Origin of the sequence: Bradyrhizobium sp. Ash2021 (assembly GCF_031202265.1) — a bacterium.
GTDB lineage: Bacteria > Pseudomonadota > Alphaproteobacteria > Rhizobiales > Xanthobacteraceae > Bradyrhizobium.
Genome location: NZ_CP100604.1, coordinates 9166748 through 9186928, shown reverse-complemented (window position 1 = coordinate 9186928; position 20181 = coordinate 9166748). Strand labels below are relative to the sequence as shown.

The window sequence follows — 20181 nt, the reverse complement described above, 5'->3', positions numbered from 1 at the left end:
CAAGCGGCGGATTGCCAGATGTTGCGGGATCGGAGTACCAACCGGCATGGCTGCAAACCCCAACGCCGCGCCGATCCTGTTCGACCGCGCCTTGCTGCGCGCACGGCAGGCGCGTGCGCAACGCGGCGAGCCTGCGACGTTCCTGCTCGACCGCGTCACCGAGGATATGGTCGAGCGGTTGCAGGCGGTGACGCGGAATTTTTCCGATGTCGCGGATGTCTGGACCCCGGGCGCGGCGCTGCAGGAATTGTTGCGCGGTCGGTTCAAGTCGATCAGCCATGTCGGGCTGGGAGATTCCGAGACGCTTCCGCTGCAGCCGGAATCGCTCGACCTCGTCGTCTCCGCGCTGGCCTTCCAGTTCGTCAACGATCTGCCGGGCGTGCTGGCGCAAATCCGCCGCGCGCTGAAACCCGACGGGCTGCTGCTGGCGGCGATGATCGGCGGCGATACGCTCACCGAACTCCGGCAGGCCTTTGCGCAAGCCGAGGCCGAATGCGAAGGCGGGGTGTCGCCGCGGGTCGCGCCGTTCGCCGATCTGCGCGATGTCGGTGCGCTGTTGCAGCGCGCCGGCTTTGCGCTGCCGGTCGCCGACGTCGATCGCACAGTGGTGCGCTACGACAACGCCTTGGTGCTGATGGAAGACCTGAGGCGGATGGGCGCGACCAATGTCATGATCGAGCGGCGGCGGACGCCGACGCGCCCCACCACCATGTTGCGGATGTCGCAGATCTACGCCAAGCGGTTTTCCGATCCCGACGGCCGCATCCGCGCCACCTTCGACGTGATCTGGCTGTCCGGCTGGGCGCCGCATGAAAGCCAGCAGCAGCCGCTGCGGCCGGGTTCGGCGAAGGCGAGTTTGGAGGCTGCGGTGAGGAAAGCTGCACCCAAATCAACATGATCCGTCATTGCCGGGCAAAGCCGTCCGAAGGACGGCGTCGCTTCCGCTCGCCTATGACCCGGCAATCCATCCACTTCGCATAACTCTTTCTGAAGTTCGATGGATGCGCGGGTCAAGCCCGCGCATGACGAGTGTGGGCGTTGCGGCCAGTTCACATCAGCAAATCGATCAAATGCGGGATCAGCGGGATGTCCGCCGGCGGCATCCTGTAGTCGCGCAGTTTGTTGGCGCGGACCCAGGCCAGTTGCTGGCCTTCACGCGCGGTCACCTGGCCTTCCCAGCGCCGGCAGATATAGAGCGGCATCAGCAGATGAAAACTGTCATAGGCATGGCTGGCGAAGGTCAGCGGCGCCAGGCACGGTTCGCTGACGGTGATGCCGATCTCCTCGTGCAATTCGCGGATCAGCGTTTGCTCGGGCCGTTCGCCGGGCTCGAGCTTGCCGCCGGGAAATTCCCACAAGCCGGCCAGCGCCTTGCCGTCCGGGCGCTGCGCGATCAGCACCCGCTTGTCGGCATCGACCAGCGCGCAGGCGACCACGAGGGTAAGTTTGATGTCAGCCATGCGCCGATGTTTCGCTCACGACCGGTAGTCGCCATTGATCGCGACATATTCCTTGGTGAGGTCGCAGGTCAGCACGCGGTCGCGGCCCTTGCCGAGCCCAAGCGCGATCTTGATCTGGATCTTCGGGTTCTTCATCACTTCGGAAACTTCCGCCTCGTTATAGGACGGATCGCGGGCACCGCTCCTGGCGACGCGGATGCCGTTGAACGAAATCGAAAGCTTGTCGCGATTGGCGGGCTCGCCGGCCTTGCCGACCGCCATCACCACGCGGCCCCAATTGGCATCCTCGCCGGCGATCGCGGTCTTCACCAGCGGCGAATTCGCCACCGACATCGCGATTTTGCGCGCCGAGGCCTTGGTGGTCGCGCCGTCGACGATGATCTCGACCAGCTTTCGCGCGCCTTCGCCGTCGCGGGCGACCTGTTCGGAGAGGTCGGCAAGCACGGCGTGAAACGCCTTGGTGAAGGCCTTCAGCCTGGGATCGCCGGCGCGGCTGATTTTCGGCGCGCCGGTGGCTGCGGCAGCGCCGGTGGCAAAGGCGAGCAGGGTGTCCGATGTCGAGGTGTCGCTGTCGATGGTGAGGGCATTGAACGTGTCTTCGACGCCGCTCTTGAGCAGCGACTGCAGCACGCTTGAGGACAGCGGCGCGTCGGTGAACACGAACGACAGCATCGTCGCCATGTCGGGCATGATCATGCCGGCGCCCTTGGCCATGCCGTTGATGGTGACCTTGGCCTTGCCGAGCTTGACGGTCCTGGTGGCGACCTTCGGGAAGGTATCGGTGGTCATGATGGCTTTGGCAGCAGCCATCCAGTCGCCCGGCACAGCGCTTTCGGAAAGCGTCGCCAGCACGCCGTCGAACTTGGTGGCGTCGAGCGGTTCGCCGATCACTCCGGTGGAGGCGAGATACACCTCATTGGTGCTGCAGCCGACCGCCTTGGCGGCGATCTGCGCCGTCAGCGCGGTCGAGCTCTTGCCGGTCTTTCCGGTGAAGGCATTGGCGTTGCCGGAATTCACCACCAGTGCGCGGGCAGCGCCCTTGGCCAGTTTGGCGCGGCACCATTCCACCGGGGCGGACGGGCATTTCGACTTGGTGAAGACGCCGGCCACGGTAGTCCCCTTGTCCATTACCGCCAGCAGGACGTCGGTGCGCCCCTTGTAGCGGATGCCGGCCGCTGCGGTCGCGAGCTTCACGCCCGGGATCACGGGCATGTCGGGAACATCGGTCGGGGCGAGGGGGGAGATCGCGGTGGACATGATGAGGCGCCTTATCGACAGAGAAGCTGAACCGTCATGGCCGGATTTATTCCGGCCATCCACGTCTTCACCATCCGTCAATGAAGGCCTTAAGACGTGGATGCCCGGGCCATTATCTGGCCCGGGCATGACGTCTAATTACTGAACTTGGGCGGCGAAGTCGATTTACTTCTTCGCCGGCGCCATCTTGGAGTCGGCGGGCTTGGCCGGCTCCTTGGCCGCGTCCGGCTTGGCATCAGACTTCGCCGTCTCTTCCGGCTTGTCCATGCGCTCGACCTTGGCGGCTTCGCGCAGTTTTGCGACGTAATCGGCCTGCGCCTTCCGCGTCACATAGGTTTCGATCTGGGCCTTGACCTGCTCGAACTCGGGCGCCTTGCGGTTGCGCTTTTCCTCGACCTTGATGATGTGCCAGCCGAACTGCGACTTGACGGGATCGGAGATCTTGCCGGGCTCCAGCGCAAACGCGACCGCGGAGAATTCCGGCACCATCTGCTCCTTGGTGAAGAAGCCGAGATCGCCGCCGTCGGAGGCGCCGGGGTCCTTGGACTTCTTCTTGGCCAGTTCGGCAAAATCGGCACCCTTGTCCAGTTCCGCCTTGACCGCCTTGGCGTCGTCCTCGGTCTCGACCAGGATGTGACGGGCATGCACTTCCTGCTCGCCGGTGATCTGCTTGGAAGCGTCCTCATAGACCTTCTTCATGGCCTCGTCGGTGGTCGCAGCCTTGCCTTCGGTCGCCAGCAGGCTGTCCATCAGAAGCCGGCTGCGCGTGAACGCCAGGCGTTTCTTGAAATCCTCGGAATTCTCGAGCTTCTTGTCCTCGGCGGCCTTAGCGACGACCTTCAGGTCGATCAGGAAGGACAGGACGTTGTCCTTTTTGGTCGCCGGGTCCATCTGCGCGAGGCTGGGGCCGAGTTCCTCTTCGGCCAGGGCGACGTCGCTCTGGCGGATCTCCGCGCCGTTGACCTTGGCCAGCACGGGGTTGTCCTCGGCGCGGGCCGGCAGGCCCAAGCCCGGAGCAATGGCCAGAACCGCCGCCAGGCAGCCTGTTACGGCCAGGGAGGCCAAGCCGAAGCGCAGGCCGGTTTTCATTTCCGGGAACGGGGAGGTCATGCAAAATCCTTGTCTTGAAGATGGGATCCTAAAGGCGGCGGGACACTCGCCCAATCATGGGGCATTGGCAACGCGAAAAGTCTGTCAAAATGATGAATTCCCGGACAGGCCGGCGCCCCAAATCGGCGCCACCAGCCACGTTGACAAGCCCCTAACCCAGCCATATCTCTGCCCGATCGTGTCAACGGCGATAGCGCTTATTTTGCTGCGTTTTTGGCCGTTGAACCTTGGATTGCTTAATTCCCACTCATTAGGCGGATGACCCCTCGGTTTGGGGCTTTTGCCGCGATGCGTCACGGTGAGTTGATAGGCAATCCGGTGGACCACGTCACGGCTGCAACGCAGAACCGCTAAAGACAGGAATTCGGTATGATCGGCGCGCTCGCCCGCAAGTTTTTCGGCTCCGCCAACGACCGGCGGGTGAAGGGATACCAGTCCCGCGTCAGCGCCATCAACGCGCTCGAGCCCGAGCTCGCCGCGTTGTCGGACGACGCGCTGAAGGCCCGCACCGCCGAATTCCGCCAGCAATTGGCCGAAGGCAAGAAGCTCGACGACATCCTGGTTCCGGCCTTCGCCACCGTGCGCGAGGCGGCCAAGCGTACCCTCGGCCAGCGCCATTTCGACGTCCAGCTGATCGGCGGCATGGTGCTGCATGAAGGCGACATCGCCGAGATGAAGACCGGCGAAGGCAAGACGCTGGTCGCAACGCTTGCGGTCTATCTCAACGCGCTGGCCGGCAAGGGTGTCCACGTCGTCACCGTCAACGATTACCTCGCCAAACGCGACTCCGAATGGATGGGCCAGATCTATTCCTTCCTCGGCATGACCACCGGCGTGATCGTGCACGGGCTCGACGATGGCGAGCGCAAGAACGCCTATGCGTGCGACATCACCTACGGCACCAACAACGAATACGGTTTCGACTATTTGCGCGACAACATGAAGTACCGGCTGGAGGACATGGTCCAGCGCGCCCACTTCTACGCCATCGTCGACGAAGTCGACTCGATCCTGATCGACGAGGCGCGCACGCCCTTGATCATCTCCGGCCCGCTCGACGACCGCTCGGAATTCTACAACACCATCGACACCTTCCTGCCCAAGCTCGACAAGACCGACTACGACGTCGACGAGAAGCAGCGTACGGTGACGCTGACCGAAGCCGGCATGGAGAAGATCGAAACGCTGTTGCGCGACGCCGGCCAGCTCAAGGGCGATTCGCTGTACGACGTCGAGAACGTCTCGGTGGTTCACCACATCAACCAGGCGCTGCGCGCGCATTCCTTGTTCACCCGCGACAAGGATTACATCGTCCGCGACGACGAAGTCGTCATCATCGACGAGTTCACCGGCCGCATGATGCAGGGCCGCCGCTATTCCGAAGGCCTGCACCAGGCGCTGGAAGCCAAGGAGCACGTTCAGGTCCAGCCGGAAAACCAGACGCTGGCCTCGATCACCTTCCAGAATTATTTCCGGATGTACGAAAAGCTCGCCGGCATGACCGGCACGGCGCTGACCGAAGCCGACGAATTGTTCGACATCTACAAGCTCGAAGTGGTGGAAATCCCGACCAACGTGCCGGTGGCGCGTCTGGACGAAGACGATGAGGTCTATCGCACCCAGAACGAGAAATACGCGGCGATCCTGGCCGAGGTGGAGCGCGCCAACGCCCGGCTGCAGCCGGTGCTGGTCGGTACCGCCTCGATCGAAAAATCCGAAGTGCTGGCCGATTACCTGAAGAAGAACGGCTACAAGCAGATCGATTTCGGCAGCGAACACGGCATGGAGAAGCTTTATGCCGCGGCGCGCGCGGGCAAGCCGGCAAAGCTGTTCGCGGTCCTGAACGCGCGCTTCCACGAACAGGAGGCCTATATCGTCGCCGAGGCCGGCGTGCCCGGCGCGATCACGATCGCGACCAACATGGCCGGCCGCGGTACCGACATCAAGCTCGGCGGTTCGCTCGACATGCGGATCCTGCAGGAGACCGTCGGCATTACCGACGAGGCCGAGAAAGCCGCCAAGATCGAACGCATCAAGGCTGATATCGAACGCTTCCGCGACATCGTTTTGAAAGCGGAAGATGTTGTCGAGGTCGAACCGGCCAAGGGTTCGAAGCCCGCGAAAACCGTGAACAAGCCGGGCGGACTCTACATCATCGGCTCCGAACGCCACGAATCGCGGCGCATCGACAACCAGTTGCGCGGCCGCTCCGGCCGTCAGGGCGACCCCGGCCGCTCGAAATTCTTCCTGTCGCTGGAAGACGATCTGATGCGGATCTTCGGCTCCGACCGGCTCGATTCCATGCTGACGCGGCTCGGCCTCAAGGAGGGCGAGGCCATCATCCATCCCTGGATCAACAAGGCGCTGGAAAAAGCCCAGCAGAAGGTCGAGGCCCGCAACTTCGACATCCGCAAGAACCTGCTCAAATTCGACAACGTCCAGAACGACCAGCGCAAGGTGATCTTCGACCAGCGCGTCGATCTGATGAAGGAGGACAGCGTCGCCGAGACGGTGGCCGACATGCGTCACGCCTTCGTCGAGGATGTCGTCAACAAGCACGTGCCCGAGCATGCCTATGCCGAGCAGTGGGACGTGGCCGGCCTCAAGGAAGAATTGAAGCGGGTGCTGGACGTCGATCTGCCGGTCGACGCCTGGGCCAAGGAAGAAGGCATCGCCGACGAGGAACTGCTGTCGCGCATCGAGACGCGCGTCGACGAGCACATGGCGGCCAAGGTCGCGCAATGGGGCCCCGACGTGATGCGCTACGTCGAGAAAACTATTTTGCTGCAGACGCTGGATCATCTCTGGCGCGAGCATCTGGTGATGCTCGACCATCTGCGCCAGGTGATCGGCCTGCGCGGCTACGGCCAGCGCGATCCGCTGCAGGAATACAAGTCGGAAGCGTTCAGCCTGTTCGAGGCGATGATCGCGCATCTGCGCGAGGCGGTGACGGCGCAATTGATGCGCGTCGAGATCGTGCCGCCGGAGGAGCAGCAGCCGGTCTTGCCGCCGATGGAAGCCCACAAGCTCGATCCGAATACCGGTGAAGACGAGATGGCGTTCGCCCAAGCCAACTTTGCCCAGGCCTCATTGGTGCCGGCCGCGGTCGGCGCCGATCGCGACCCCAAAAATCCCGCAAGCTGGGGCAAGGTCGGCCGCAACGAGGATTGTCCCTGCGGAAGCGGCAAGAAGTACAAGCACTGCCACGGCAAGTACGCGTGAGTCTGCGCTGACTGTCATCATCCGCGAAAGCGGATGATCCAGTACGCCGCGCGCTATCTCGATTGCTGACCAAATTCCCGAAATACTGGATGCCCCGCCTCGGCGGGTGCGACCCGCTTTTGCTGTGGCAGGGAATGTCCAACCGCGCTTGCTTCATCGTCCCGAAGCGGACGCTTGCCTCGTTAGTCAGCCCGAAGTGCTCTTAAATGCCTTTAACGCGAAAGCAATAGCGACGACCAATGCCAGAGCTACTATCATTGCTAGTAGCAGCATATTCCGCTCATGCTCGGTGAGGAGAAACTGCATGAGGAGGAAAATGAACATACCGAGGCCCGAGCCTGTGCGGCCAAAGCGCCGTGGTTGATTTTGCTTCGACGCTGTTGACGGCATCAACGGCTCGCGTTGCAGACCCTCTGCTGCATGATAGTCCTGGTGGATAATCACTGGGGCGAAGGCCCCACGATCGGCGCGCAGGTGCCAAATGTAGGCGCCGAGCATTGCTGGAATTGGAACGCCGTACGTCGTCAGGGCATCAAGCCAGTGCGGCATGTGAGCGGTGGTATCTCCGCCGTGGCCGCCCCAAATCGCGTCGCAGACGCAAAACACAAACCATGCCGAGATCGATAAGGCGCCATTCAGGAGCTTCTCGTCTGGTGCTATTTTCGCGGCGATGTAGCCCGCCGGAACCGGCGCCAGGAAGAAGATCAATGTCGTTGCGGCAAGGAGCCCGGTCGACGATTTCATCTGGCCGAAGACGGCCGCCACGTCTGCGGCCCCGTCCGACGAAATAGTTGCGCCAGCCCAATAAGAACGATCGCGAGGACCCAGCCAGTCACAAAGAATATCCAATGCGCGAGGTTGGAAAGCGATAACATTCCTCCCTGCCATGCCGTTGTTGGCACATCGCGATATTTCGCTGGGCAGCGGGATTAGTCGGCTATCGGGGCGCAGCGGACATTGGACAAGCCGTCAGCTGAGGCGGAAACCGGAGAGATTTTCGAGGTTAGCTTTACTCTTCGTGGTATCTTGAACACCGTTGTGATGGCTCCCGGCTGGACGCCCTTGAGAGAAGAGCTTGCGCAAATGGAGCCGCCGATCGACGTGTAGCGCACGCCCGATCGAGACGCCTGAACAACGTGGAGGATGATCATGCCGAATTGGCTCGGACCGCTTCTGGCGTTATGCGCGCTGGTTGGATTTCTCGGCTTTGCATTTCGTCAGGGCACGAAGGTGAAGCCTGATGGCGACGGCAATCGCGACAATTCGATAGGTGGGTATTCCGGGTATTCTGGCGGAGATGGATCACACCACGGTTCTGACGGTCATTCCTGAGCAGGCCGGTATTAGGTCGGCATTGTATTGCGGTAAAAGTGCGCCCAACTACCACCGCGTAATTCAATTTAGTGCACCGGACTGCACCCCATAAGTGAGACACGGCAATCTCGCGTGGTTTGCTCGCGTTTGGAGGCACGGGTTCAGGGTCGATTTGGTCGATTTGCTTGAAAGTGTTTCAAGCGTCGTGCGTATTTTCTGATTATGACGCAGCCATAAGCTCTCTCGTGGTGCCGTAACGGCGAATGACGAGGTATGCAATGAAGACGCGGCAATTGGGAACCAACGGTCTCAAAGTCTCTGAAATAGGTTTCGGCTGCATGGGCCTGAATTCCACTTACAGCCACTCGCTCGCCAGTGAAGAGAGCATCGCGCTGATCCGATCGGCAGTCGATCTGGGCGTCACCTTCTTCGATACCGCCGAAATCTATGGTCCCTTTACCAACGAGCAGATTGTCGGCGAGGCTTTGCGCAACGTGCGCGACCAGGTCACTATTGCGACCAAGTTCGGCTTCGCAATCGATCCAACGACCAAGGCGAACACCGGCCTGAGCAGCCATCCGGACACCATCCGCAAGGCCGCCGTGGGATCGCTGAAGCGACTGGGTGTTGAGGTCATCGATCTGTTGTACCAGCATCGCGTCGATCCCAACGTGCCGATCGAAGATGTCGCCGGCACCGTCCGCGACCTGATCGCCGAAGGCAAGGTCAAGCATTTCGGCATGTCCGAGCCGAGCGTCGAGACGCTGCGCCGTGCCCATGCAGTCCAGCCCGTCACCGCGCTCCAGAACGAATATTCACTGTGGACGCGTGGCCCTGAGACCAACGGCATCCTCGGCGCCTGCGAAGAGCTTGGCATCGGCTTCGTGCCGTACAGCCCGCTGGGCAGGGGGTTCCTGACTGGCGCCATGTCATCGGAAACCAGGATTGCGGAGGGTGATTATCGAAAGCTTCTGCCCCGCTTTACACCCGAAGCGATGCAGAAGAACCAGGCGCTGGTGGAGCTGCTGAAGCGGATCGCGCGCGAAAAGAACGCCACCCCGGCTCAGCTCGCGCTCGCCTGGCTGCTGGCGCAGCGCCCGTGGATCGTCCCGATCCCAGGCACTACGAAGCTCCATCGCCTGCAGGAGAATATCGGCGCATCGACCGTCGAGCTGACCGCTGCCGATCTCGCCGAGATCGAACGCGCAGCTGCTGCGATCCAGGTCGAGGGCGACCGCTATCCCCCGCAGCTCCAAGCGATGATTGGTCGCTGATTGAGCTGCACTCCGCGGCCCTTGGTCGCCATCCTCGATGATATCCAGCGAAGGATTGCCGCGCTTACGCGGTGCGCGCCTCATCGGATGCCGTTGCAAGCTCCACCTCGACTTGTCGAACCTGCTCCCAGATGAAATCGATCACAAGACGCGTGCGTGGCGCGAGATGCCGTCGCGATGGATAGACCAGGCTGAACGGAACACCGGGAGCGGGAAAGTCCCTTAGTACGCGAACCAGCCTGCCATTGCGGAGGTCATCGGCCACTTCGAACAGGGCGAGATAGGCGATGCCGTATCCGGTCCGAGCGGCCAGGTGCACCGCACGTACGTCGTTGGCGAGAAATCCGCCCGACGCCCGAAAATCCCTGGGGCCATCCGGCGTAACAAAGGTCCAGAGGTCCGAATTCGGTCCGACGTCGTGCACAATGCAGGTGTGGTTTGCGATCTCGGCGGGACTGGATGGTTCGCCGTGCCGCCTGATGTAGCTTGGCGCTGCCGCGGCAACGCGCACGGCGGTCCCGCTACGGCGCGCCACCAGTGACGCATCCGTGATCTCGCCGACGCGCATGGCAAGGTCGAGCCGCTCTTCGATCATGTCGCCGAGCCGATCACCTACCACAAGTTCGACCTTCAAACCCGGATGACCGGCGAGCAAGATCGGCAGACGTTGCGCGAGAAGGCGGCTCGCCGCCACCGTGACACCCACCCGCACGAGCCCGACAGGTGAGCCGCGCTGCCGCCCGAGCGCTGCTTCCAGCCCGTCAACACCGTCCAGCACGGGCCGGGCCAGACCCAGCAGCACCTCGCCATCGTCGGTCAGGCTGAGCTTTCGCGTGGTGCGGTGAAAGAGGCGGACCCCGAAATGTTCCTCCAGCTGCGAGACCTGGCGGGCGACCGCAGCCTGGCTGAGTGCGCGCTCACGGGCGACGGCCGAAAACGAACCCGTCTCCACCACGCGGACCAGGACTCCGAGCGCGCCGAGAAGGTCCATCGATTTCCTCGAAGAACGCAAAGATCATTCAAGGAAATGTGGGCTAATCGCGCCGATTCAAGGGGGTTACCTTAGCACTACAGGAGACCGGCGATGCATGTGAGCCAGGTCGCATTTCACTCTTGCGACGCAGCCGGAAAAAGAAAGCGGGTGTCCGATGTCAAAGCTTCTCGCAATATTGGCCACTCTGAAGGCCATTCTCATCGCGGCCAGCGTCGCCTTTGCGCGCGGCGACATGCTCCCGGTCATCCTGATCTCGATCTTGCTCAACCTTACCCAGTTGGGCGCGAAGCCGATTGGTCAAGCGGTGCCGCGAGACCCGGTTGCGAGTCCGCCGAGCCAGGATCGAAACCGCTGATTTCGAATTCACGCAACCAAGTCTCTGGTGGCTGACACACATGGATGGCACCGTAGTTCACAGGAAGCTGAGGTTCGGCCCTTTTGAGCTTTCGATTGGCGAGAGGGTGCTCCGGCGCGACGGTCGAGTGCTTCCCCTCGGGGATCGGGCGCTGGATATTTTGACCCATCTTGCCGACCGCCCAGGTGAGGTCATCGCGAAGCAGGAGCTGATGGATCACGTCTGGTCGGACGTAACCGTTGAGGAAGGGAGCCTCCGGGTCCACGTTGCCGCCATCCGCAAGGCGCTTGGTGACGGCCAATTTGGCAATCGATACATCGCAAACATCAAGCGACGGGGCTATTCGTTCGTCGGCACCGTCGTCCCTCTCGCAGGCAGTGCGGAGAGCGGGAACGACTATGTGGCATTGAGCATACTCGGCTGCCTGACGGCCCTCTTTTCTGGCGATTTCGATATTGCAAGGGAGATGGTGGACCGTGCGGTCGCCTTAAACCCTAATTCATTGCGCGCATGGGAACAGCGAGGTTGGACTTATGTAATGGCGGGGCAGCCCGAAGAGGCAATCCGGAGTTTTGCGCGCACCATTCGGCCAAGCCCATTTGACCCGTCGCTTTTTTCAGCGTTTACAGGAATGGGCGCTGCATTCATCGGTCTTGGTCGTTTCGATGAGGCAGTCGCGGCAACCAGGAAGGCCATCCGCCGGAACGAGCTTTATCCGGTGACTTATCGTTGCCTTGCAATTGCCCTGGCTCATCTAAGGCGCGAAGCAGAAGCGAGAGAAGCAGCAGCCGGTCTGCTCAAACTCGAACCCGGTTTTCGCATTTCTGAATGGCCTGCCGGCCGACGGCTACCTCAGATCTATATCGACGGCCTCCGCCAAGCAGGGCTTCCGGAGTAATGCGCCGCCTTGTCTCGCGGCACCAACGATCGAGTAGGCCGCGACCGCGACTTCAGCTGTTGGCACGTTTGAGACATGCCGACAGGCTGTGACGATGTCCGTTGTTCGGGGTGGAGCAGAAGTGGCGTTTCTGGGCCGTCAGGGCCGGTTTTGACCCACGTCAGACGTTGACCATCTCATGATATAGTTTGAGAGAAACCGCCGGAGGCGGAAGCGCGAGAGCGCCTTCGGCGAGAGCGGCTCGGAGGTTTGCGTGGACACCAGGAGAGCCTACAAATCTTTTCGCTACAAAGCCAAGACCGCTTGGAGTTCCGCACGGCGGGGTACGCTTTCGGCGCTTGGAAAACCAAACATCGTCGTTGGCAGCCCGCCGGAGTTCAAAGGTCAGCCGGACATCTGGGCGCCCGAAGAGCTACTCGTGGGCTCGGTTAATACGTGCTTGATGCTGACGTTCCTCACGCTCGCCCAAGCGAAAGGCCTGGTTCCGGTGGGATATCAAAGCGAGGCCGAAGGCCTGCTCGAAAACATCGAAGGCAAGTACCGCATCACGGAAGTCACCGTTCGACCTCGTGTAACCCTTAATGACACAGCTGAGGTTGGGCGCGCCCGCGAAATCATGGAGAGCGTTGAGGCACAGTGCTTCATCTCGAATTCGATAAAATCGAAGGTCACGCTCACTGCGGAGTTTGTCATAGCTCCCAGCCCGAAGTGAAAAGGACCAGGGTCGCCCAAGAGTCCGTTCATGGCACGAAACGGACATGCCGGGTTGGCCGGACGATGTCTGCTCTTGAGGGTAGAACGGAAATGCCGTTCAGGCGGGGCCACTTCCGTTTTTTGACCCATCTCGGACATTGGGCAATCGGACATCGGCTTATTTTTCTGCTAAATAGTTATTTGATTTCCCGGTCGAGGTGCGTCTTGAGCGAAGAGCGCGTGGAACGGCGACTGGCGGCTATTCTTGCGGCGGACATCGCGGGATATAGTCGGCTGATGGGTGCCAACGAAGAAGGTACGGTAGCCCAGTTAAAGTCGATTAGAAAAGCGCTTGTCGACCCCGCAATCGCGGCGCATCGCGGCCACATCGTCAAGACTACGGGCGACGGAATGCTGGTCGAGTTTGCCAGCGCCGTCGATGCGGTGCACAACGCGGTTGAAATCCAGCGCAGCATGGCCGAGCAAAATACCGCCGTGCCGCAGGATCAAAGGATCGAATTCCGCATCGGCATTCATGTCGGTGACATCATTTTTGATGATAATGATATCTTCGGCGACGGCGTCAATATTGCTGCCCGCCTTGAAGGCATCGCCGAACCGGGCGGGGTCTGCATGTCCGATGATGCCTATCGGCAGGTTCGAGGCAAGGTCGAGATCGCCTGTGATGATATGGGACAGCAGTCCCTTAGAAATATAGCTGAGCCGATGCGAGCGTGGCGGGTACGGCTGACTGGTCAAGCCCCTTCCGCAGTAAAATCAGGTCTGGCTATGAGCCAACCTCAGGTCCTCCCTCCCCCCGACAAGCCGTCCATCGCCGTGCTCCCGTTTCAGAACATGAGCGGCGATCCGGAACAGGAATACTTTGCCGATGGAATGGCCGAGGACATCATCACGGCGCTGTCCCGTTTCAAGGCGCTATTTGTCATCGCCCGAAACTCCAGCTTCACCTACAAGGCGCGCGCCGTCGACGTGAAGCAGGTGGGGCGCGAGCTTGGGGTGCGCTACGTGTTGGAAGGGAGCGTTCGCAAGGCGGCAAGCCGAGTGCGCATCACGGGACAACTGGTCGATACCGCTACTGGAGCACATCTTTGGGCCGATCGGTTTGATGGCGGGCTCGGCGACATCTTCGATCTGCAGGACCAGGTGACTGAGAGCGTTGTCGGGGCGATCGCGCCTGCGGTGGAAAAAGCCGAGATCGAGCGCGCCAAGCGCAAGCCGACCGCGAGTCTCGACGCTTATGCGCTCTATTTGCGCGGTCTGGCCCGGCTTTATCAGTTTGGTAACCGGCAAGCGAACGACGAGGCATTGCGCCTGTTCAACAGCGCGATCGAGCTCGACCCGGAATTTGCCTCCGCCTACGGTCGTGCAGCCTTTTGCTACGTCATTGCCAAGATCAATGGCTGGATTTCAGATACAGCGAACGCGATTGCCGAAGTGAAGAGGCTCACCCAACGGGCGGTTGAGTTGGGCAAGGATGACGCGATCGCGCTCGCCGCTGGCGGGAATGCGTTAGCGTTTGTTGTTCGGGATCTCGGGGTAGGCGCCGGCTTAGTCGATCGCGCGCTTGTGCTTAATTCCAATTTGGCCGAGGCATGGAATTTCGGCGGCTGGGTAAAAATCTGGCTCGGCGAGCCGGAGACGGCGATCGAGCGCTTCGCACGTGCCATGCGCCTGAGCCCACTTGATCCGTGGCTGATGGGAATGCGAGCCGGGACCGCGTATGCACATTTCTTCCTGGGCCGCTATGACGAAGCGGCATCATGGGCGGCAATGGCATTGCAGTGCAGTCCGGACTATCTACCTGGATTACGTATCACCGCCGCAAGCAACGCAATGGCCGGGCGGCCGGAGCAAGCACACAAGGCAGCGGCTCGGCTGCGAGAACTGAACCCCACGCGCCTTTCCAATTTCAAAGACGTGCTTGGCCCTTATCGACGTGCTGAGGACGTCGCGCGATATGAAGAAGGATTGCGGCAAGCAGGGCTGCCCGAGTGACCATCCCGGCCAAGGTACGTCGCCCTTGGCGACGAGGTGATCGAATGAGCGCGACTTCCGCTAATGGCGCTTTTCGGACATGCCAACTGCATTGCGCCATGTCCGCTTCCAGGGGCAGAGCGGAAAACATATGCTCACATTGAGCTTTCCGGTTTTGACCCACAAGCGACATTTTGACCGAAGAACCATCTCGTTATTATCGAGCTGTCGGAAGGTTGATTATTTGGCCTCTTTGCTATGGACAAAATCCAGATACTCGGTCCGACATCCCGCTCTTGCGACGATATGATCTCCGAGTTCGAGGTACGGATCGGACCCAATCCGGTATGGCTGCCAATAAGGTAGATTGTCCCCATCTGGATCAGAATTAGCGTCAAAAACGTACCATCATGCCGCGGCGTCGGCCCCAATTCCCGCGGCCGGAAATGATTGTTGCGAAACGCGCAAACAAATGTTGGAGTGCTGGTCGAAATCGACCGAAGCCCTCGCCGGACTACCGAATGTCGCAGGAAGCGGCCGATCGGGCGAGTGCTCGACGTTTCGTCGCAACGGCGATACGGAGGCGCCAAAATGGACTATCTGGGCGCGCTGCGTATGTTCGTGCGAGCGGTGGAGGTCGGCAGCTTTTCGAAAGCTGCAATTGCCACGAATACCAAGACATCGACCGTCTCGCGAGCGATCGCCAGCCTTGAAGAGGATCTTGGTGTCAGCCTGTTTCATCGCACCACGCGCCGCGCGCATCTCACCGAGCCGGGCGCCACATTCTACGAGCACGCACGCGGCGTTCTGCGGGGTCTGGAGGAAGCGCGGGATGCGGCCTCGGCAATGGAGGGGCGGCCACAGGGATTGATCCGCCTGCATGTCCCGAGCGCCTTCGCCCGCCTGCATATAATGCCGTTCGTGCCAGACTTCCTGGCCGCCTATCCCGATATTCGTCTCGATGTCTCATTGACCGATGTGCGAGTCGATCTGCTGGCCGTCGGCGCCGACCTGGCGATCCGTATCGGTCCACTCATCGATTCCAGCATGCTGGCCCGCAAGCTCGCGCCGCACCGGCGCATTGTCTGCGCGAGCCCGGCCTATCTGGACCGCAGGCCGCCGATCGCCGAGCCGATCGATCTGCTGCAGCACAATTGTCTTGTCTATGCGCTGCAGCCGACCGATCGTTGGTTCTTTCGTCACCGGGCCGAGCCAGGCGATGCTTTCGAGCAAGTGCCCGTCACCGGCACGTTGCGCGCCGACGACTCCGAGCCGCTGCGCGATGCGGCGGTTGACGGCGTAGGGGTCGTGCTCCTCCCGACATGGCTGGTCGGAGAGGATATCAAGGCGGGTCGTCTGCGGCATGTGCTTCCCGAATGGTCTTCCATGATCGCTACGAAGCCGAGTGGCATATTCGGGGTCTTTCCTCCGCATCGCATGGTGCCACCGAAGGTGCGGGCTTTTCTGGATTTTGCCCAGAAACGGTTTGGCAGGCCGCCCTACTGGGATCCTGATTGGACAGAGGACCGGAATAAGAGCTCGCACGACGTCACCGAATAAGACGGCTCAGAGAGCGTCTGACAATCGCGGTGCGTTGCGCGCCACGCACTAATCTTTCCCAGCATCGGGCATAGAGCGCAGCCGATCGCCAACCCACATAAGCCTTACGCCTGACGGCGATGGTTTTGTTCCAGGTTCTTAAGGAGAAGCGTAATGTCGAAACTTGGTATTGTAGGGGCGACGGCCCTGTCACTCGCGTTAGCAGTTGCGACCCCGGCCTTCGCCATGGGGCTCCGTGGCGTCCGCGGTGGCGGTGCGATGTACGTCAGCAGCAGCGGGTCCCGCGTTGCTCAGACAAGCGCGGTATCGAGCGCTGATGCTTCCTATTGCCGGAGTCTTGGGGCGTACTACGACTCGACATCCCGGGAGTATATGGACGGCACTGGTCTGTGGCGTCCTTGCCCATAAAGGCAGGAAAAGAGCGGCTCAGGCCGCTCTTTTTCTATGCTCGACACTTTCCAGGCTCGACAATCGGCCGGAGTAGATTGAAAGCTATCAAGCCTCGCACTGTTCGGGCGGGTTTTCATTCGGCCGCCTCAGTTTGAGGGCTCGAACGACCTGAGATGAACCGATGACCGTTGCGCACTTCTGGTTATGGCACCCTTGAGACATGCCGGGGCGGTCTGACGATGTCCGCTGATCGGGGTAGAGCGGAAGTCTCGTTTCGGGGCCGTCAGGGCCGTTGTTGACCCTGGCTGTGTGAAAACGTGAAATCTTGCGAACGCTGGAGAGCCTAATACGCGGCGGAATCATAGGCCACGCGCGGCCCCCCAACGAGCATGGGAAATGAACCGATTTGCGGTCCAATCTAGAGGCCGAGCGTGCCTGCCTTCGCGGCGGCATAGCGCTGCGCGATCTTGCCCCAGTTCACAGTGTTCCACCAGGCTTTGAGGTAATCAATGCGGCGGTTCTGGTAGCTGAGATAATAAGCGTGCTCCCAGACATCGTTGCCAAACAACACGCGCTTTCCATCCATGAGTGGAGTGTCCTGGTTCGGGCGGGTCTCGATCTTGAGCTTGCCATCCTTTGTGACAGTTACGAACACCCAGCCCGAGCCGAACTGGCGTCCGCCCGCAGCATTGAAATCGGTCTGGAACTTCTCCAGGCCGCCGAGATTGCGATCAATCGCTGCCAATACCTCGCCTTCGGGCTTGCCGCCATGTGGTCCCATGATTTCCCAGAACATTGTGTGATTGGCGTGGCCGCCAAGATTGTTGCGCACACCAGTGCGGATGGACTCCGGCACCGCCTCAAGGTCGCCCAGCACTTCCAAGACCGGCTTTTCTGCGATCTGCGGATGGTCTTTGGCAAAGCTATTGAGGGCGGCGACATAGGCTCCATGGTGTCTGTCGTGGTGGATTTCCATGGTCCTGGCATCGATGTGCGGCTCAAACGCATTGGTCGGATAGGTGAGCGGCGGAATCCTAAATGGACCGCTCGGCACAGGCTCCGGTGCGGCCGCGGGCGCTTGAGCGAATACAGTACGAGGCGCCGTTACGGCGGCCGCGATGCTCGCCGCACCGCCGAAAAAATGACGACGCGACAATGATGATAACGACATGAATCCCTCCTTAAGATGACGAGTCCGGGTTGTTAGATACGGATTATGGAGTAAAGCGACTCCGCCGATTCAACCTGACGTCCCATCAAATTGACGTGTTGGCGCGGCTTCGTAGTGAACTGCTCATGCGAACGATCGACGAAGATCGAGTCTCATGGATTGCAGCGCAATACCGGTGCAAACATTGCTATACTGTCGGTGAACCAAGTACGTCAGCAGCTGCGTCGTTGCCATTAAACAAGAACTTGTAAAGCTGATCGCTTTCACCGAGCAGGTTAGTTAGGCTGCGCCTTCACTATCCATCATGGATGTCGGGTTGTAGCACGAACCCGACCTCCAGCGATGTCCGCTATTCGGTCGCTATCGGGTGTAGACCGGACATGGCGCAGACAGCCCGGTTCGGTCGTGAATGACCCCGGCTGTGTGAAAACGTGAAATCTTGCCAACGCTGGAGAATCTACTTCTCAGATCACGCGGCACTGGAACTCAGCATGCTCTCCGTAGTCTCAGAAGCGGCGTCAGAAGGAATGCTTTTCTCCGCAATTTGCGCGCCGTCGCGTTTTCACACAGCCAAGACCCATTTCGGAAGTATGAAGACCAAAGCGCGAATTCGGTGATTGAGGGCTGAACCCGCGAATATCCCGATCAGTGGCTGTGGCTCATCACTGCTGGCGGTAACGCCCACATCCTGGATGGGATTACGGACCGCGGGCTTTCCAAGCCAAGCGCACCAGCGAACTTTGCCGTCCACCAAACGGCATCCTCGATGAGCTCACAGCACAAGCTCCGTGGCCCTCACGGAGGCACCGTCCAACTCGGCAATCCGGCGGTCAATCTCACTGATCACGCGCTTCGAGAACGGCCCGAGGTGCATGTACAGCGCCATCAGCATCACGATGTAACGCAGCGCGCCTGGATTGGACTTGGCGACCTCGACGAAGGTCTTCCAGAACGGCTCGCGAACCTCCGGCAGGGCACGCATGATCTGGTATACGCTGTCGATGCCGCCGATCCTCTTGCGCACGTCGCCATCCGGCAGATCCCGGCGCCGGTCGGACCGGTCGAGCATGACGGCAAGCCGCGACAGCCGTCCTGCATATGCCGTCGGGCTGAACACGTGCCCGAGCACGGCCTTGTAATCCGTAAGGATATCACGAAGCGGACGTTTGGTGTCGAAATTGCAGCCGAGCGTGCATTGATCGCCCGCGTGCTCGACCTTCATGAGATCATGGCCTTTGTGCAGGCGGCCTTCCTGGGCTAGCCGCCGCGTCAGCTGTGTGCCAGGCAGTGCATAGAGAAGTCCAACCATGCAGACTGGAATGCTCGCCTCCTCGATGAAGTCGATCATCGCCTGCTCGATCGAGACTTTCTCGGTGTCGAACCCGACGATGAAACCCGCGGTGACGAACATGCCGTAGCCGTAAATCTTGTGAACGCACTCGGCGATGTTGCGCCTGGTGTTCTGTTTTTTCTTCATCTGCACGAGGGTCTCCGGATCCGGGCTCTCAATGCCGACGAAAATCCCGAAGAAGTTCGCGTCCTTCATTGCCTGCAACAGCTCGCTGTCGTCCGCAATATTGATCGAGGCTTCGGTCGAGAACTCGAACGGATAGTCTCGCTCTTCCAGCCAGGCTTTGAGCCGCGGCAGTAAGATGCGGAGGTTCTTCTTGTTGCCGATGAAATTGTCGTCGACGAAGTCGACATGCCCGCGATAACCGTGATCGTAGAGCGCTTGCAACTCAGCGAGAATCTGATCGGGGGTCTTGGTGCGCGGCACGCGACCATACAGCTCGATAATATCGCAGAACTCGCAGGTGAACGGGCAGCCACGCGAATATTGCACGCCAATGAAGAGATAATGATCGAACTTGATCAGATCGTAGCGGGGCATCGGGCTTAGCGTGACGTCGATCTTGAACTTCTCGGCGATGAACACGCCCTTGCGCTCGCCACTTTCCCAGGCGGCGATGAATTGCTCGATGATTTGCTCGGCCTCGCCGATCACCTGGAAGTCCGCGTTCGCGTAAAGATGCGGGCTGGAGGAGACGTCAGGCCCACCGACACATACTGGCTTGCCGTGCAGGTGGGCGAGATCGATCAGGTGAAGAAAATCAGGCTGCTGGTTGAGCATACCGCCGATCATGACGAGATCGGTCCAGTCGAGGTCCTCGTCCGTCAAAGGCTCGGTGTTACGGTTGACGAGGCGAATGTCCCAATGCTTCGGCAGCATGGCGGCGACGGTGATCAGTCCGAGTGGCGCCGCCGGATACTTCGCGCCGACGAGTTCGCAAGCTTCCGTATAGTTCCAGAACGAGTCCGGAACGAACTTCGGATAGATCATTAGGACGCGGCAGGGACTCGTCATGTTGCTCCGGCCTGGACGTTAAGGGTCACGATGCCATGCAGCTTGTTGGGACTCAAGGGTTCGATTCGCTCGCCGATACAGGCGTTAAGTGCTTGAAATGGCGGAAGTGTGGAGCTGACGTTC

15 protein-coding genes are annotated in these 20181 nt (G+C 60.5%); 8 read left to right on the top strand and 7 right to left on the bottom strand.

What is annotated here, in order from left to right:
* Window positions 1-46: 46 nt before the first annotated feature.
* Window positions 47-898 carry a methyltransferase domain-containing protein gene (locus tag NL528_RS44100; RefSeq protein WP_309180593.1) on the top strand — a complete coding sequence of 284 codons (852 nt, stop codon included), beginning with the start codon at window positions 47-49 and terminating at the stop codon, window positions 896-898.
* A 151-nt stretch (window positions 899-1049) separates the two neighbouring features.
* Here NL528_RS44100 and mutT read toward each other — a convergent pair whose 3' ends face one another.
* The 3 genes from mutT to NL528_RS44085 form a co-directional block, all read right to left on the bottom strand.
* Window positions 1050-1460 (bottom strand): 8-oxo-dGTP diphosphatase MutT, encoded by a 411-nt coding sequence (mutT, locus tag NL528_RS44095; protein WP_309180592.1) that lies wholly within the window; start codon window positions 1458-1460, stop codon window positions 1050-1052.
* A gap of 15 nt (window positions 1461-1475) precedes the next feature.
* Window positions 1476-2717 carry a bifunctional glutamate N-acetyltransferase/amino-acid acetyltransferase ArgJ gene (gene argJ, locus NL528_RS44090; protein ID WP_309180591.1) on the bottom strand — a complete coding sequence of 414 codons (1242 nt, stop codon included), beginning with the start codon at window positions 2715-2717 and terminating at the stop codon, window positions 1476-1478.
* A 165-nt stretch (window positions 2718-2882) separates the two neighbouring features.
* Window positions 2883-3827, bottom strand: a complete 945-nt coding sequence (locus NL528_RS44085) for a peptidylprolyl isomerase (protein ID WP_309180590.1) — start codon at window positions 3825-3827, stop codon at window positions 2883-2885.
* A gap of 369 nt (window positions 3828-4196) precedes the next feature.
* On the opposite strand from NL528_RS44085, the gene secA reads away from it, so the two are divergent.
* Window positions 4197-7049: a preprotein translocase subunit SecA gene (secA, locus tag NL528_RS44080; protein ID WP_309180589.1), complete on the top strand. Its 2853-nt coding sequence runs from the start codon at window positions 4197-4199 to the stop codon at window positions 7047-7049.
* Window positions 7050-7235: 186 nt separating this feature from the next.
* Here secA and NL528_RS44075 read toward each other — a convergent pair whose 3' ends face one another.
* A complete protein-coding gene (locus NL528_RS44075) occupies window positions 7236-7814 on the bottom strand; it encodes a hypothetical protein (protein WP_309180588.1) in 579 nt (192 codons plus the stop codon).
* 827 nt (window positions 7815-8641) lie between these two features.
* On the opposite strand from NL528_RS44075, the gene NL528_RS44070 reads away from it, so the two are divergent.
* The gene (locus NL528_RS44070) at window positions 8642-9637 is read left to right on the top strand and encodes an aldo/keto reductase (protein ID WP_309180587.1); all 996 of its coding nucleotides are present in this window, start codon (window positions 8642-8644) and stop codon (window positions 9635-9637) included.
* 64 nt (window positions 9638-9701) lie between these two features.
* Here the strand turns inward: NL528_RS44070 and NL528_RS44065 are convergent, their stop codons facing one another.
* Window positions 9702-10628, bottom strand: coding sequence for a LysR family transcriptional regulator (locus NL528_RS44065; protein WP_309180586.1), 927 nt, complete (start codon window positions 10626-10628; stop codon window positions 9702-9704).
* A 157-nt stretch (window positions 10629-10785) separates the two neighbouring features.
* On the opposite strand from NL528_RS44065, the gene NL528_RS44060 reads away from it, so the two are divergent.
* From NL528_RS44060 to NL528_RS44040, 5 genes are all read left to right on the top strand, one after another.
* Window positions 10786-10986: a hypothetical protein gene (locus NL528_RS44060; protein ID WP_309180585.1), complete on the top strand. Its 201-nt coding sequence runs from the start codon at window positions 10786-10788 to the stop codon at window positions 10984-10986.
* 40 nt (window positions 10987-11026) lie between these two features.
* Window positions 11027-11884: a winged helix-turn-helix domain-containing protein gene (locus tag NL528_RS44055; RefSeq protein WP_309180584.1), complete on the top strand. Its 858-nt coding sequence runs from the start codon at window positions 11027-11029 to the stop codon at window positions 11882-11884.
* Between the two features lie 253 nt (window positions 11885-12137).
* A complete protein-coding gene (locus tag NL528_RS44050) occupies window positions 12138-12596 on the top strand; it encodes an OsmC family protein (RefSeq protein WP_309180583.1) in 459 nt (152 codons plus the stop codon).
* Between the two features lie 278 nt (window positions 12597-12874).
* Window positions 12875-14593, top strand: coding sequence for an adenylate/guanylate cyclase domain-containing protein (locus NL528_RS44045; protein ID WP_375144114.1), 1719 nt, complete (start codon window positions 12875-12877; stop codon window positions 14591-14593).
* 570 nt (window positions 14594-15163) lie between these two features.
* On the top strand, window positions 15164-16132 hold the full coding sequence (locus tag NL528_RS44040; RefSeq protein ID WP_309180581.1) for a LysR family transcriptional regulator: 969 nt from the start codon (window positions 15164-15166) through the stop codon (window positions 16130-16132).
* An 808-nt stretch (window positions 16133-16940) separates the two neighbouring features.
* Here NL528_RS44040 and NL528_RS44035 read toward each other — a convergent pair.
* Both NL528_RS44035 and NL528_RS44030 read right to left on the bottom strand, forming a co-directional pair.
* The gene (locus NL528_RS44035) at window positions 16941-17693 is read right to left on the bottom strand and encodes a superoxide dismutase (protein ID WP_309180580.1); all 753 of its coding nucleotides are present in this window, start codon (window positions 17691-17693) and stop codon (window positions 16941-16943) included.
* 772 nt (window positions 17694-18465) lie between these two features.
* The gene (locus NL528_RS44030; RefSeq protein ID WP_309180578.1) at window positions 18466-20058 is read right to left on the bottom strand and encodes a B12-binding domain-containing radical SAM protein; all 1593 of its coding nucleotides are present in this window, start codon (window positions 20056-20058) and stop codon (window positions 18466-18468) included.
* Between the last annotated feature and the right edge of the window lie 123 nt (window positions 20059-20181).